19 protein-coding genes are annotated in these 13770 nt (G+C 67.4%); 6 read left to right on the top strand and 13 right to left on the bottom strand.

The window, feature by feature from the left end:
- Window positions 1-270: 270 nt before the first annotated feature.
- The 3 genes from ACFFGN_RS19820 to ACFFGN_RS19810 form a co-directional block, all read right to left on the bottom strand.
- Entirely contained in the window at window positions 271-1110 is an 840-nt protein-coding gene (locus ACFFGN_RS19820; RefSeq protein WP_380049677.1) for a YndJ family protein, read from the bottom strand.
- 76 nt (window positions 1111-1186) lie between these two features.
- The gene (locus ACFFGN_RS19815; RefSeq protein WP_380049675.1) at window positions 1187-1666 is read right to left on the bottom strand and encodes a LysE family translocator; all 480 of its coding nucleotides are present in this window, start codon (window positions 1664-1666) and stop codon (window positions 1187-1189) included.
- Window positions 1667-1745: 79 nt separating this feature from the next.
- Complete coding sequence (locus ACFFGN_RS19810) at window positions 1746-2270, bottom strand: DapH/DapD/GlmU-related protein (RefSeq protein WP_380049673.1); 525 nt, start codon at window positions 2268-2270, stop codon at window positions 1746-1748.
- A 247-nt stretch (window positions 2271-2517) separates the two neighbouring features.
- On the opposite strand from ACFFGN_RS19810, the gene ACFFGN_RS19805 reads away from it, so the two are divergent.
- Entirely contained in the window at window positions 2518-3321 is an 804-nt protein-coding gene (locus ACFFGN_RS19805; RefSeq protein ID WP_380049671.1) for a GNAT family N-acetyltransferase, read from the top strand.
- A gap of 2 nt (window positions 3322-3323) precedes the next feature.
- A complete protein-coding gene (gene infA, locus ACFFGN_RS19800; protein WP_380049669.1) occupies window positions 3324-3545 on the top strand; it encodes a translation initiation factor IF-1 in 222 nt (73 codons plus the stop codon).
- Here the strand turns inward: infA and ACFFGN_RS19795 are convergent.
- Window positions 3533-4441 (bottom strand): LysR family transcriptional regulator, encoded by a 909-nt coding sequence (locus tag ACFFGN_RS19795; protein ID WP_380049667.1) that lies wholly within the window; start codon window positions 4439-4441, stop codon window positions 3533-3535. The genes infA and ACFFGN_RS19795 overlap by 13 nt on opposite strands.
- An 89-nt stretch (window positions 4442-4530) precedes the next feature.
- Between ACFFGN_RS19795 and ACFFGN_RS19790 the strand changes: the two genes are divergently transcribed.
- Window positions 4531-5445, top strand: a complete 915-nt coding sequence (locus ACFFGN_RS19790) for a DMT family transporter (RefSeq protein WP_380049665.1) — start codon at window positions 4531-4533, stop codon at window positions 5443-5445.
- Here ACFFGN_RS19790 and ACFFGN_RS19785 read toward each other — a convergent pair.
- The 3 genes from ACFFGN_RS19785 to ACFFGN_RS19775 all read right to left on the bottom strand — a co-directional run bounded on the left by ACFFGN_RS19785 (window position 5442) and on the right by ACFFGN_RS19775 (window position 7035).
- Window positions 5442-5768 (bottom strand): hypothetical protein, encoded by a 327-nt coding sequence (locus ACFFGN_RS19785; protein WP_380049663.1) that lies wholly within the window; start codon window positions 5766-5768, stop codon window positions 5442-5444. The genes ACFFGN_RS19790 and ACFFGN_RS19785 overlap by 4 nt on opposite strands.
- A gap of 104 nt (window positions 5769-5872) precedes the next feature.
- Window positions 5873-6238 carry a Cif family virulence factor gene (locus ACFFGN_RS19780; protein ID WP_380049661.1) on the bottom strand — a complete coding sequence of 122 codons (366 nt, stop codon included), beginning with the start codon at window positions 6236-6238 and terminating at the stop codon, window positions 5873-5875.
- Window positions 6239-6327: 89 nt separating this feature from the next.
- A complete protein-coding gene (locus ACFFGN_RS19775) occupies window positions 6328-7035 on the bottom strand; it encodes an SDR family NAD(P)-dependent oxidoreductase (protein WP_380049659.1) in 708 nt (235 codons plus the stop codon).
- Window positions 7036-7161: 126 nt separating this feature from the next.
- On the opposite strand from ACFFGN_RS19775, the gene ACFFGN_RS19770 reads away from it, so the two are divergent.
- Window positions 7162-8073 (top strand): LysR family transcriptional regulator, encoded by a 912-nt coding sequence (locus ACFFGN_RS19770; RefSeq protein ID WP_380049657.1) that lies wholly within the window; start codon window positions 7162-7164, stop codon window positions 8071-8073.
- Window positions 8074-8286: 213 nt separating this feature from the next.
- Here the strand turns inward: ACFFGN_RS19770 and ACFFGN_RS19765 are convergent, their stop codons facing one another.
- Window positions 8287-8868, bottom strand: a complete 582-nt coding sequence (locus ACFFGN_RS19765) for an O-methyltransferase (protein WP_380049655.1) — start codon at window positions 8866-8868, stop codon at window positions 8287-8289.
- Window positions 8869-9001: 133 nt separating this feature from the next.
- Between ACFFGN_RS19765 and ACFFGN_RS19760 the strand changes: the two genes are divergently transcribed.
- On the top strand, window positions 9002-9448 hold the full coding sequence (locus ACFFGN_RS19760; RefSeq protein ID WP_380049653.1) for a GNAT family N-acetyltransferase: 447 nt from the start codon (window positions 9002-9004) through the stop codon (window positions 9446-9448).
- A 70-nt stretch (window positions 9449-9518) separates the two neighbouring features.
- Here the strand turns inward: ACFFGN_RS19760 and ACFFGN_RS19755 are convergent, their stop codons facing one another.
- From ACFFGN_RS19755 to ACFFGN_RS19740, 4 genes are all read right to left on the bottom strand, one after another.
- Entirely contained in the window at window positions 9519-10694 is a 1176-nt protein-coding gene (locus tag ACFFGN_RS19755; protein WP_380049651.1) for a hypothetical protein, read from the bottom strand.
- Window positions 10691-11194, bottom strand: coding sequence for a SigE family RNA polymerase sigma factor (locus tag ACFFGN_RS19750; protein WP_380049649.1), 504 nt, complete (start codon window positions 11192-11194; stop codon window positions 10691-10693). Before ACFFGN_RS19750 ends, ACFFGN_RS19755 begins: the two co-directional genes overlap by 4 nt.
- Before the next feature lie 131 nt (window positions 11195-11325).
- Window positions 11326-11946, bottom strand: a complete 621-nt coding sequence (locus tag ACFFGN_RS19745; protein ID WP_380049647.1) for a P-loop nucleotide/nucleoside kinase family protein — start codon at window positions 11944-11946, stop codon at window positions 11326-11328.
- A gap of 26 nt (window positions 11947-11972) precedes the next feature.
- The gene (locus ACFFGN_RS19740; protein WP_380049645.1) at window positions 11973-12578 is read right to left on the bottom strand and encodes a helix-turn-helix domain-containing protein; all 606 of its coding nucleotides are present in this window, start codon (window positions 12576-12578) and stop codon (window positions 11973-11975) included.
- A 61-nt stretch (window positions 12579-12639) separates the two neighbouring features.
- Here ACFFGN_RS19740 and ACFFGN_RS19735 point away from each other — a divergent pair, with 61 nt between their 5' ends.
- The gene (locus ACFFGN_RS19735) at window positions 12640-12936 is read left to right on the top strand and encodes a putative antibiotic biosynthesis monooxygenase (protein ID WP_380049643.1); all 297 of its coding nucleotides are present in this window, start codon (window positions 12640-12642) and stop codon (window positions 12934-12936) included.
- Between the two features lie 259 nt (window positions 12937-13195).
- Here the strand turns inward: ACFFGN_RS19735 and ACFFGN_RS19730 are convergent, their stop codons facing one another.
- Window positions 13196-13546: a VOC family protein gene (locus ACFFGN_RS19730; RefSeq protein ID WP_380049641.1), complete on the bottom strand. Its 351-nt coding sequence runs from the start codon at window positions 13544-13546 to the stop codon at window positions 13196-13198.
- Window positions 13547-13770: the final 224 nt, after the last annotated feature.

The following is a 13770-nucleotide window of genomic DNA, read 5'->3' as shown; positions in this document are numbered from 1 at the left end:
CCCGTCTCGCCGAGGCCGGTTAACACCTAACGAAGCCTCCGGACTCGCCGGGGCGGCTCATGATGCGTAGCGCGGAGGAGTTCGGGCCGCTGTCACCGGTGCTGCTCATGCTCAAGCGCTGGGGCCACGAGCACGTCCGAAAGACCGAAGACCCGGTCCAGTTCGATCACCTGTGGGCACGAATTCGTCGCCGAGGTGCACTGCACGTCCTGCGGAGACCCCCTCAGCCCAGGCCAACTGACGCCCAGGCCGTAGCGAAGCGTTCAGGCCTCAGGCTGCGACGGGGTCCGCCTTGTTGGCATCGTGAGCGAGGTCGAGGCGGCGGAAGGCGAGTAGGCCGCATAGGGCGAAGCCGAGGGCGTTCGCGATGCCGTGGGTGGCGGCCATCCACTCGATCGGCAGGTACGGCGTATCCACCACGTGCCCGAGGGCCCACGAAAGCGCGAGCACCATCGTGGCCGCGAGCACGCCACCGGACGTCGCGAGCAGCACCCGGGTCAATCGATCGGCGCCCGCGCGCAGCCGCAGCAAGCACCAACCGACGAGCCACATGCCGGCGGTGAGGATGGCCGCGCCCACGAGTTCGAGCCAATCGCCAACAAAAAACCCCAGCAGAACAACAAAAGTGCCGACGGGCACCGAGTACGACGCGAGGTCCGCGGCCTTACCCGGAACGGCGCCGGCCACCAGGAACGCGACCAGCGCCGCGGCGAATCCCGCGAAGTGGAAATGCGCCACGGTCAACGACAACACCGACAACTTGAACCCGAACAAGGGGTACGACGCACGCTCGGCGACCAGCGCTAGGGCCGCGATCGCCGGGGTCCCGAAGGCCGTCGCGATCGCCACGGCCTTACCGGTCCGCCCCTCCCCCAGCACCCGCCACGCGGCGAACAGGCCAACGATCGCGAGTACCCCGGTGCCGGCGAAGTAGATCGACGCCAGGGTGATCGAAACCGGCCCGCGCGGAAGCCAAAGGGACAGCACGCCCGGCACGGCCGCCACCCACCACCACCTGCGGAGCGTCGTACCGCTGGAAACGAGGCGCAGCCCCAGCGGTAGAACGACCAGCATGCCCAGACTGACGACGGCGTGAACGATGACGATCACCTGCGCCACCTCCTGCCGATCACGCTAGTCCGGCAACTCGTCCGACACGACGAGCCACCTCACACCGTGGCCGACATCACCCGCGCGACTCCCTACCGGATGACGGCGGCAGGGTCTTACTGGATGTCGGCGGCGAGGCGGGCGGCCAGGCCGGCGAAAATCGCGGCGCAGCGGCGGTCGAGGCGGCGGCCAAGTTGGTCAGCGTCGCCATCAGGTAGGTCTTGCGCAACGACCGCTTCGGCAACTCGATCGTCAGGTCCGGACCGGGCTGACGGCTGGACCGCCAGGTCATCACCGCGAGGTAGAGCAGGAATGCCACACCCGCGATCCGTACTCCGGTCAGCACCTCCGGCGCCGCCTGGATCATCGCGGCGAGCCCAAGCGCGGCCGCAAGCGTGTGCACCGCCAGGCCAGTGGACATGCCTGCGGCCGCGACCACTCCGGCACGGCCGCCGCCCACCATCGCGTTCGCGACGATGAACGGCATGTCGGGACCAGGAACCACGGCGATCAAGAACGCGGCCAGCACGTACGCGACCAGGATCGAAGCATCCATCTCGTCATTCTTGCCCGGCCGTTCCCAATCCTCAGGGTGATTTCCATTCTGTGGGCAACCCCTGAGCTGCCGGCGCGCGCTAGTCGAGGGGGCGGATTACGCGGGCTGGGGAGCCGCCGACCAGCGTTGCGGGTGGTACGTCGCGGGTGACTACGGCGCCCGCGGCGACTACGGCGTCATCGCCAACCGTTACGCCCTGCAGGATGATCGCCGAGGCGCCGATCCAGACGTTGCGCCCGATCCGGATCGGTGCGGCGGTGATACCCGAGCGGCGTTCCGCCGGGGAGACCGGATGGCCGGAGCTGATCAGGCTCACGCTCGGTCCGAGCATCACGTCGTCGCCGATCTCGATCCCACCGAAGTCGTTGAATCGGCAGCCCTGGTTGGCGAAAAAGTTGCGGCCGACCCGGAGGTTGGTGCCGTAGTCCGAGTACACGGGCGGAATCAGCCGGAAGGTCTCGTCGACCGGTTGCCCGCACAACTCGCTCCACGCCGCCCGGATCGCGGGCTGGTCGTCGTACGGCAGGGTGTTGAGCTGCTCGGTCAGCCGGATCGCGCGGGCGACGCGCTCTTTGAAGTCCGGCGGCACGGTCGTCGTCGTCATGTCGGCAGCCAATCAACGAACCGATCGGTCCCGCAAAGCGACCAGCCAGACCTGGCCGTAAATGGGTTGCCCGCCGCCACGACGCGGTTGATATCGTGCGCAGGTCCGTGACACCACGCCTTGGAGGTGAGACCCCCATGAACGCAGTAGCGCAGTGGGTGCTCCCTGTCTCGTGGTCACGGGCGGGCGGCTGACGTAGGTGTCGCCGGGAGCGCCACCACGTAGGCACTCCCGAAAGGCAACACCTATGAACTCTTCGCCTCACGCCGCGGGCCTTGGCGCCCCAGCGGTGACGATCTCGCGCGTCGCGGACAACCAGTGGCACGCAATCGAGAACGACCTGGTGGTCGGCCGCGGCCATGCGTCGCGCCGGCTGGACGGACGGACCTTCCTCAGCATCGATACCTGGCGCGGCGCGGTGTTCGACCTGCTCGCCGACACGATGGTGGCCGACCAGCAGGAACCGCAGTACACCGTGACCGACGAGACTGACCGTGACTTGCTGGTCAGTTGGGAACGAGTCGGGTTCGCGACCTGGCGCCGCGAGTGGGAAGTCGTCGTACCGACCGAGCCGCAGGCTGCTTTGTCAGCTCCGCCGCCAGGGGTGACGATCGCGACCGGCGACGAGCTCGCCGAGGTCGCGCTGCACGAGCTGGACCAGGCGATTCGCGCCGAGGTCGGGGCCACTGCCGGATGGCAGACGATGCCCGCCGAGGTACTGCCCTGGCAGGGTGGGACAAGGCCGCCGCTGGAGCCTTCGAAGTACACGGTCGCCGTACGAGATGGGCAGTACGTCGGTCTGGTGCGGCTGGCGACGATGACCCGGCGTCCGCGGATCGGGCTGGTCGCGGTCCTGGCCGGTCAGCGACGGCGCGGTATCGCCCGGGCGCTGCTGAGTCAGGCGCTCAGTGGATTGCACCGCGCGGGTATCGAGACGGCCTCGGCTGAGGTGGATGAGACCAACCTGGCCGCGATGGCGTTGTTCGAAGGCCTCGGTGCTCGACGTACGGGCGCCAACCTGGAACTGGTACGCCGTCAGGGCAAGGCATAACGATGGCCAGGACAACCGGCATCGAGGTCGAGGGCATCGTCGTCGAGTGCCTTCGCAACGCCCAGTTCCGGGTCGAACTCGCCAACGGGCACAGGGTTCTTGCCCACATCAGCGGGAAGATCCGGAAGAACTACATCAAGATCCTGCCCGAGGATCGGGTGCTGGTGGAGCTGAGTCCGTACGACCTCACCCGGGGGCGGATCACCTTCCGCTACCGCAACTGATCGGCACCGCCGCGAGGGAGTTGCGTCGACTCCTTCGCGGCGGCCTTCAGGGCGTCGAGCAGGGCGCGGGCGGCGGGTTGGGTGAGGGTGGATTCGCGCACGGCGGCGTGAATCGCGCGAACTGGTTCGGGGTGGCGGACCGGGCGGATCTCGACGCCCGGATGGCGGGCCTGCAGGGCGAGGCGGGGAATGAGGCTGATGCCGAGACCCGCGGCCACGAGCCCCTGCGCGGTCGCGTGATCCTCGCTCTTGGCCACGAAGTCCGGGCTGAACCCGGCCGCCGCGCACGCGTCCAGAATCGGTTGCAGGCAAGGGCCTGGCGGCTCACTGCCGATCCACGCCTCGGGCGCGAGCTCCGCCATCTCGATCACGTTCTTGGCGGCGAGCGGATGCCCACTCGGCAGTACGGCGTGGTAGCTGTCGTCGACCAGGTGAACCACGCGGATACCTGGACTCGCGGCACCGGTGCCGACCATGATGGTCAGGTCCGAGTCATCCGCCTGCATGCTGCGCAGCGGGTCCTCGAGATCGGTCAGCGTGAGGTCGAACGCGACTCCGTCGTATTCGCGGCGCAGTTCGGCGAGCGCGGGCGCCAGCAGGGTCGGCCCGACCGAGGCGAAGTACCGGATCGAGAGCCGGCCGGTACGTCCGGCCCGGAGGTCGGCCAACGCCCGCTCGGCCTCCGCGACGTTCTGGCTGAGAATGCTCGCGTGTTCGGTGAGTAGCCTGCCGGCGGCGGTCGGTTGCACGCCGCGCCCGACCCGTTCGAGCAGCGCGATACCGGCCTCGCGTTCGAGCGCCGCGATCTGCTGGCTGATCGCGGACGGCGTGTAGCCGAGGTGGGTCGCGGCCGCTGTTACCGATCCGCTCGTCACGACTGCTCGCAGAATCTGCATTCGTCGCACATCTAGCATGTAGAACAGCTTAATCCAGATTCAAAACCTTTCGCTTGTCCTTCCAAGTTGGGTCGGGCAACGTTCTTCGGGTGGATATCAGGGCAGCGGGACGGGTCGCCATTCTGGCCCTGCTATGGGGATCGACGTACCTGTGGATCGAGCTGGCGCTGGAGGCCTTGTCACCTGCGCAGGTGACCTTCAGCCGCTGCGCGATCGGCGCCGTCGCCTTGCTGGCGGTGGCTCGTGCCCTTCCGAAGGGCCGGGAGGTCTGGCGCCAGATCGTTGTGGCCGCCTTCTTCTGCAACGCGTTGCCGTACGCGCTGTTCAGCATCGGCCAGCAGACCATCGACTCCGGCCTGGCCGGCGTGCTCAACGCGACCACTCCCCTGTGGTCGCTGGTGATCGGCCTGCTGATCGGCACCGAACGCGGGATTCGCCCGGTCCGCGTGACCGGCCTGCTGCTCGGATTCGCCGGGACCGCGCTCATCCTCCAGCCCTGGCAACAAGGCGGCACGGCCGTGGGCTGGGGCGCTCTGGCGATCCTCGGGGCCGCGCTGAGCTACGCGATCTCGTTCGCCTACATGGGCCGCAAACTGGCCGGCCGGGGCATCCCGACGATCTCCCTCTCGGCCGCACAGCTCGTGGTGGCGACTGGTTTCACCGGGTTGGCGCTGCCGTTCGGCGGATTCACGCCGGTGCACCTGGATCCGTTGTCCCTCACCGCGATCGTCGTACTCGGGGTGGTCGCCACCGCCACCACCTTCCACCTGACCTACCGGATCATCGCGGCCGAAGGCGCCACCAACGCCGCGACGGTCGGCTACCTCCTGCCCGTGGTCTCGGTCGCGCTCGGCAGCGTCGTACTCGGCGAGCAACTCGGCTCGCGCGTCGTGGCCGGCATGCTCGTCGTTCTCCTCGGCGTAGCCCTCACCCGCCACGCAAAACCCACCCCATCGGCGCCCCACAACAACGAGCCCACTACACCGCTACCGCACGCCCGCTAGAACTCAACCCGGCGCTGATCGGTCTCGCTGTAGCGAATCAGGGCGTGCGCGGGCCTGAAAGGCAGTCCCCGCAACGTCGACTCAATACCGTCGAAAAGTCGGTCGGCATCGTCGGAGTAGCAGTACAGAACCGCTTCCCCTTCGCCGAGCTCATCCCCGTCGAACTCCCCGAGTCCGCCGCTCCGGATCAAGGTCTCGACGCGAGCTTGCAAGCCGCTGAACGCGTCTCGCTCTACCTCGGTGCCGAAGCGGTCCCCACTAAGCCGGTACCGAACGATAACCGCCTGCTGCGGCATCGCCTTCTTGCGCTTGAACCAGCCCATCACCACTCCGATCGTCCATCACACCGACTGCCGAATCCTCGCACGCGCGAAGCCCAGCCGGCAGCCGGCACCTTCTGGCCGGAGGTGCCATCGCGCCGTCGCTGTCAGGCGGGGAGTTTGGAGACTTGGTAGTGCGCGATTTGCCAGTCGGAGGTGTTGTTGCGGCGGGCAAGGATGGTGAGGAAGACCTCGACGGTCGGGCGGTCGATGAACGAGAAGGCGACCTTGAAGTAGCCGAGCACGAGGTTGTCCGCGAGCTCACGGGATTCGAGCAGGTCGTAGTCGGCCTTCATGCCGAGCGGCTGGGAGGCATAGTACGGCGCTACGCCCGCCGGGCCGATGCTGTACGGGCGCAGGCCCTGGAAGATCGCGTCCTGAGTGAATACTGCGGCGACCGCCTTCGGCTCGTGGGCGTCGACGCCCGCCTTCCAGCGGTCCAGGACCGCCGTGAGAATGCTGCTGGGGTTCATGGTTCAAGCTCCTTCGGAGGAACCCGGCCCGGAGATGGGCCGAGAGGATCGCGTGGCGGGCAGTTGGTACCGCCCGCCACTGGCGCGAACTAGTGACCGGCGCTCTGCCCGCCGTCGACGTGCAGGACCTCACCGGTGACGAACGGCGCGTCCTCGAGGTAGGTGACCGCCCCGACGACATCCGAGACGTCGCCGATGTGGCCGACCGGGTGCAGGCCTGCCAGCGCGGCGTGCGTCTCCTCGGCATGCATCGGCGTACGGATGATGCCGAGGGCAACGGTGTTGACGCGGATGCCGCGGGCGGCGTACTCGATCGCGAGAGACCTCGTGACCGCGTTCAGGCCGCCCTTGGTCAGCGAGGCGAGGGCCGACGGCACGTTGGTGTTGGCGTGATCGACGAGGCTGGTGGACACGTTGACGATGTGGCCGCCGTCGCCGCCGAGCATCGCCTTGATCGCGGCCTGGGTGGCCTCGAAGAAGCCGCGCAGGTTCACCCCGGTGACCAGGTCGAACTCGGCCTCGGTGTACTCGGTGAACGGCTTGGCCACGAAGACCCCGGCGTTGTTGATCAAGGTGTCGATCCGGCCGAAGGCCTGCAGCCCCTGCTCGATGATCCGGTTGCCGACGCCGGGCGAGGCGATGTCACCCGGTACGGCGAGCACGAACGGGTCGTCGGACGGCCCGATGGATCTCGAGTTCGCCACCACGGCGTACCCGAGCTTGCGGTAGGCGGTCACCAGCCCGGCGCCAATGCCCTGGGATGCTCCGGTGACGACTGCGACTTTCTGGGTGGTCATGGTTTTGCCCCTTCGGCTGATCAGTGGAGAGCGAGCGTTCTCCGTTGCTCCGATGGTGGCTCGCCGCCAGGCGGCACTCCAGGACTTGTTGTCTCCCTGCTGAGAGGCAGGGCCTACGATCAGCAGATGGAACTGCGGCAGCTCCGGTACTTCGTCGCGGTGGCCGAGGAGCTCAACTTCGGCCGTGCCGCCGCCAGCTTGCACATCGCCGGCCCCTCGCTGTCACAGCAGATCAAGGCGCTGGAACGCGATCTCGGCGTTCGCCTGTTCGACCGCGATCGTCGCTCGGTCACGTTGACCCCGTCCGGCGACGCGCTGGTCGCGCCGGCTCGCGACCTGCTGAAGCAAGCCGACGAACTGCGTCGCTCGGCAGCCGGCCTCTCGAAGGCCGAGCCGGTCCGCCTCGGATACGTCAGCTGGCATCCACCGGACCTGCTCACCCGCGTTTCCGGCATCGCGCAGCTGCGGATCGATGCCTGGGTGATGCCGTCCCACACCCAGGCCGCGCGAGTGGCCGACGGCAGCGTCGACCTGGCGATCGCCTGGATCAAGACCTCTGCTCTCGCCGAACAAGGCCTGGAGGCACGCTTCATCGGCGCCGACCGCCTGTACGCCGTATCCCCCGGCCCCGACGACTCACCGGTCCAGCCGAAGGATGTTGTCGTACTCGTCGACTCCGACATCGCGACCTGGTCCTCGTGGAACGACTATGCCGAGGAGTGGGCCCGCGCGACCGGAGCGCGCTTGGAGTACGTCGACGACGGCGGCTTGACCGGCCCCGCCTTCCACGAGCACATCCGGCGCCTCCGACGCCCGGTGCTCAACAACCCGAAACGCACGACCACACCGACTCCCCCGGACCTGACCGAACGCCCGGTGGTGGATCCGGCGCCGTACTGGACGTGGTCGCTCATCTCCCGTCGCGACGACCCTCGCGCGGCGATCCAGTCCACCATGCACGCCTTGACCGACGACGTGCCACCACTGTGCGCGGATCTCTCAACCTGCTGGCTGCCGGCCGACGACCCCTACCGCTAGCCCACGCCCTTGACCGTCGACGCCGCTGTTGGCGGCCTCGGGGCAGCGATGTCTTGCCGGTCTGGCAGCGTCTCGTCCGCCGACCGATGGACGCGCCGGCTTCGGGTCGTTCGGACGGAGTTGGCATGTTGGGTGGGCGGCGGTTGACGGGCTGGACTGGGCCCGGGTCACCGCCGCGTTCCCTGGACAAGAGCCAGCGAGCTCTACCCACGTCTAGCGGCTGGTGCGAACCGCCATCACTAGGCCGCTCGCCCAGGTGAGGCGGACGCAGCGGAAGTCGTCGCGTTGTTCCAGGTGGGCGAGAAGGCGTTGCACCGAGGCCTCGTGCGCCTCCGGCCAGCCGGGCTGAGGGGTGAGGTCGTCGATCAGGTAGGTCCCGCCGGGCGCCACGAGTTCGAGGGCCCGATCCAGGTGGGTGAACTTGCCCGGCCAGGCGTCCGCGAAGACGAGATCGAACGGTGCCCCGTCGTACTGCTCCAGCCACGCAGCACCGTCCCCGCTGACGAACGTCACTCGTGGATCAGCGCCCAACTGCTCTTGAGCGATGGCTTGCACGGACGTATCGAGTTCGACCGTGGTCAGGCTGGAGGTGAGGTCCATGCCGCTGAGCAGCCAGGCGGCGCCTTCGCCTACGCCGGTGCCGAGTTCGAGGATCCGCCCTGCGGGTTTGGCCGCAGCGAGTGCGGCCAGCAGGCTGCCGGTGCGATCCTCGCTGGACATGGTGAAGCCTGCCTCGCGCGCCTTCGCCCGTAGCGCCGACAAGATGACCGGGAAGCGACTCGGGGTATCGTCCATCCAGTCGATCATGCGCGAGTTTCCCCTTACTGGCAACGTCAATTCCCATCCTCGCAGCAACTGGCACGCTGCCGGATGCGCGCGCTGGACATCCCGAATGCACCTGTGGCAACCGCTGCTACGGTTTCGCCCTGTGTCCTTCGCACCCTGCCGCTGGGCGGGTGCCGCCGATGCGTTCTGGTCCGCTCGCCTCGCCGCCCCGGCCGGTACCGCCACCGTTCTCGCCGAGTACGGCGACCAGCTGGCCGGATTCGTACACGTCGTACTCGATCACGAACCGAAGTGGGGCAGCCTCGTCGACAACCTGCATGTCCACCACAGCCCGCAGCGGAGCGGAATCGGCACTCGACTCCTTGCCCGCGCGGCGGAGGCCGTCACCGATCACGCGACAAGCAAGGCGATGTACCTGTGGGTGCTGCGGCAGAACCTCGCGGCACAGCGGTTCTACCTTGCATCCGGAGCAACCTGCAGGGATACGGCAACGGCTCCGCCGCCGGGCGGCGATCCGGCCCGGCTCAACGGCTCGCCCGAATGCCTGCGCATGACCTGGCGGGACGCCTCGCAAGTGGGCGACCACTGACGCCCACGCGAACTGCCCCCTCCAGGCCATGCTCCCTAAGCCTTGCTCGTGGTCGGCCGGCGGGCGGCGGTCAGGGTGTGCCGAGTCCGATGGTGTACTTGCCCGATTGGCGGTGCACAACCCTGCACTTGCCGGAGCGCACATCACAGCGGTTGATGACCTGCGGCGCATTGAAGGCGTAGCTGGTCACGGCGTTGACCAGCAGGTGGTTCGAGTCCTCGTAGACGTTGTTGATCGGGTCCGGCGCCCCGCTCAGCCCGGTCAGCTTGATCTGCTTGCCGTTGTCGACGTGCAAAGCGAACCTTCTGTCCGGGTTGGCGATGAATTCGCCATTGGGTGAGGGGAAGGGATAGATCGCGGGTTTGCTGCTGGCACAGGACTCGCGCACGACCTCGAATGTCCCGGACGCTGTGAGGCTAACCACCTTTTGGCATCCTTGCCCGTTGCCAGCCACGTTCACGACCAACCTGTCACTATCGGCAGCGACCTTGAGACTGCTGAAGCCGCTCATCTCGACAACGCGTTCCTTGGAGCCGGGCTGCCAGACGCGCGGCTGCGGATTGTTGTTGCCCCGGTTGTACTCGGAATACCAGACACCGTCGCGATTCCAGCCATAGACGTGGATCTGGTCGAACGGCGCTGTCAGCGCGTCCAACTGCCGGCCGGTCGCGAGATCGATGCTGACGATGCGACTCTTTTTGCCGATGATCTGCCCGACAGCAACCTTGGAGCGGTCCGGTGACAGTGCCACCCAGTCCGCGTAGGTGGTCAGCAGGGCGAACCGCCCAGCCCGGTCCAGAATGCCAAGCTCTGAGGGTTTGCCCATGTTCGTCAGCTTGAGCAGCCACCCGTTCGCAACCCGGCCGATCAGCCGGGCGTCCTGTGTCCGCGGCAAGGTCACCCGAGTCTTTCCGTCGTACACCGCCGCGAACGGCTCGCTGATGTCCGGCGTACTGAGCAGGTACGGAACCCGGAGCGCGGACGGCTTGGCGATGGTCGACACTTTGCCGGCACCGGCCTTCCACACCAGGGTAGAGGTCATGGCCGGCTCGGGAGCCGATCGCCGGTCGTCGAAGTGCAGCGCGAGCGGTACTACAAGGGCGACCACCGCGGCCGCCGCGACCAGCACCGGCCAGTGCCGCCGCCGGTGAGCGAACTGCTGAATCGGCGCGGGCGTGTCGTCCGCCACGGTAAGAGCCTTCGCCTCGAGGTAGTCGCGCAGCCTCGCTTCGGTGTCGTTGCTCATCGCAGGTCCTTCAGCTTCTGGCCCAGGAGGGCGATCCCGCGGGAGGCTGTCGACCTCGCGGTGGACTCGCTGATCCCGAGGGTCCGGGCGATTTCGGAGTGAGGTAGATCGAGGTAGTACCGCAGCACCAGCACTTCCCGGACACGTGTCGGCAACGCGCTCACCGCGCGATGAACCTCCTGGCGGTCCTCACGCATCACGGCCGCGTGTTCCGCCGAGGCGTCTGGCGGCATCACCGGAGGTATGTAACCGCGAGCCACCCGTCGCCGCCGCAGTACGGATCGGCTGCGGTTGAGCACGGTCGACCGCAGGTACGCCAACGCGCTGCCGCGATCGTCCAGCCGGTCCCACCTGCGGTACAACTGCGCGAAGGCCTCCTGAACCACGTCCTCCGCCGACTGCCGATCGTCAACCAGCAACACCGCGAGCCGGAGCAGGCTGATCCAGTGCTCGGCGTACATCCGCGCGATCGCCGCATCAACCGACGCCTCACCACTCACCGACGGCCTGGAGCTCCCAGACATACCGGTGGGATCCCGCCCATCGGGCGACATCGCCTGCTCCTCCCGGCCCCGGCCGACCATAGATTCAGTCACACCCCTTGAGACGCCCCACCTCCCCAAACGCTGCATCACTTCCCAAACTTCTCCGCCAGGGCCTTGGCCACCTCATCAACCGCCACGAAATCCCCGGAATTGGCAACGACCAGGTGGTCCGTCGCCGGTCTGAATGCCAGGTCGAGCGAACCAATCCACGTGTTCCACCCCGCGAGCTTCGCCTCGTCGCGTGCCGCGCCGCGCTCGACTATGTGCGATCGCAGAGTATCGGCGTCGCAGTCGATCCAGGCAAAGTGCGCCGTACCGCCAAGCGCTCCGATCCTTGCCCGCGCCGACTCGCACCAAGAAGGGCTGGCGAACTCCGCGACGAAGGGTGCCGTGACGATGCACGACGTACCGCAGCGCAGATTCTCCGCCATGCCCGCCATCAGTGCCTCGTACTCCGCCGGACGAATAAGGGTCCGGTAGGCCTCGCTCTCGCGATCAGTAGCCGACAACCCCAGGGCGGCGAGAGCGGCTTCGACTACTGGGCGGGTGGTTGTGTCCTTGTCGAGCATCGGCCAACCGGTACGACGGGCCAGCGCGCGGCCTAATGTTGTCTTTCCGCAGCCCGCATATCCGCCTATCAGCAGTACGACGGGGCGAGTCGCGTGCGGCGCGGGTGGTTCGGCGACTGGTGGACGGATTGGTGCCACGGGCAACCTCCAAGGACCGAACTCGATTAGGTAGGGGCGTCGGGGTCGGCGTGGGTTCGGGATTTCATGCGTTCGCCTGGGCGGGCGAAGATGCTGAGGATTTCGGCGGGTTCGGGGCCGGGGGTGCCGAACCAGTGGGGTACGTGGGTGTCGAACTCGGCGACTTCGCCGGCGGCGAGGGTCCAGTCCCGCTCGCCGACGATGAGGCGCAAGCGGCCGGACAGGACGTAGATCCACTCGTGGCCGTCGTGGGCACGTGGTTCGGGGGTGGACTTGCCCGCCGGTACGACGATCTTCCACACCTGCATGCCTTCGGGCTGGCGGGTGAGCGGGATGACCGTACGACCCTTCACGTTGCCTGGCTTGAGCAGCAGGCGCGGGTCCCCTGTTTCGGGTGCTCCGACGAGATCGTCGAGCGGAATCCGGTAGGCCTGCGACAGCGCGAGCAGAAGTTCCAGGGTGGGACGCCGTTGGCCGGTTTCGAGCCGTGAGATCGTGCTCTTCGAGATGCCGGTCTCGGCTGCCAGCTCCGTCAGGGTGATCCGGCGCTGGGTGCGGAAGCGCTTCAGCCGCGGACCGACCTGCTCGAGTACGGCGGCGATGACCGCGGGTTTGTCGTCCACGAGGCTCATCCCACCGTGGATTCCCAGAAACGGCAACATTCGTTGGCCGAAGGTCTGTCCGGCCTCAGCCTTGGGACATGACCACGTCGAACTCCGCCACGCAGCCCAGATCCGCCATCGCAGGACGCCGAGCAAGCACCAGCTCGCGATCATGATCTGGCTGGCCGTCTTTCCGACTCTCACCGTGCTCAATCTCGTGCTGGCCAACTGGCTGGACAACCTTGCGCCCGTGCTTCGCATGTTTGTGCTCGCCACCATCGCGGTGCCGATCGTGATCTACGGCTTGATGCCACAACTGCACCGGCTCCGCGCGCGCCTCCTGACCCGGTCCGCGCGAAGTGACCACCCGGGGCAACGCGCGACGTGACCACTCGGGCACCCGGACGTGACCACTCGGGCACCGCGCAGAGTGGCGGTCACGCCGACGGCACTGCCGCACTGCCCCGGCCGGTCCCGCTGCCGCTCGATACAGCTCTCACCTGAGCCCCGCGACTTTCGCCCGACATCACAGGGCTTTCGACGCGAACGATCGGCGCCGCCTGCCTTTTTTCGCCTGGTCTTTCGAAGACGTGGGCGAATCCGGAGCAGGCGGCCTGATCACAGCTTGCCAACCGGCGGCGGGTCGTTCAGGAGTGCTTGAGCTGGATGATCTGCAGGTAGTTGCCGTCCGGGTCGGCGAACGTACCGAATCGGCCGGCCTCACGATCCGCGACCGGGAACAGCCAGTTCACCCCGGCCGAGCGCAACTGCGCCTCCACGGCGTCGAAATCGTCGACATGGAAATTGAGGATCGTCCGGCCCGGCTCGCTGTTCTTCGCGTCCACGTCGTCGCGCCCGTCGATCACCAGCAGAAAGCCACCGAAGTCGATCGCGCCATCACCTTCGTGATCCGGCGCGAGCGCCTGGCGGTACCACTCGCGCAGCTCGTCGGGCTGCTGGGTGCCGATGAGAATGCTGCCAGGCTTGATCGTCGTCATGAGAATTCCTTCGCTTTCGTTCACTGAATTGAATGGGGATTGCGCCGCAAAAACGGACCGAGGCGGCAACTTGAGCGGAGTAAGCCGCAGCTAGTGTCCTGAGTCGGAAGTTCGTGCTTCAGCTCCGGTGTCCAGGTGCGTGCATCGCAAGGCGGAGAAGCGGTCGCGATGCTCTAGCATCGTGGCCGTTTCTCCAACGCCGCGAGGTGCGTGCCTGGGCGCCG

This window comes from Kribbella deserti, from assembly GCF_042434725.1.
Classification (GTDB): domain Bacteria; phylum Actinomycetota; class Actinomycetes; order Propionibacteriales; family Kribbellaceae; genus Kribbella; species Kribbella deserti.
Note: the sequence above shows the minus strand (reverse complement) of the source record. Positions and strands in the feature narration are given on the sequence as shown.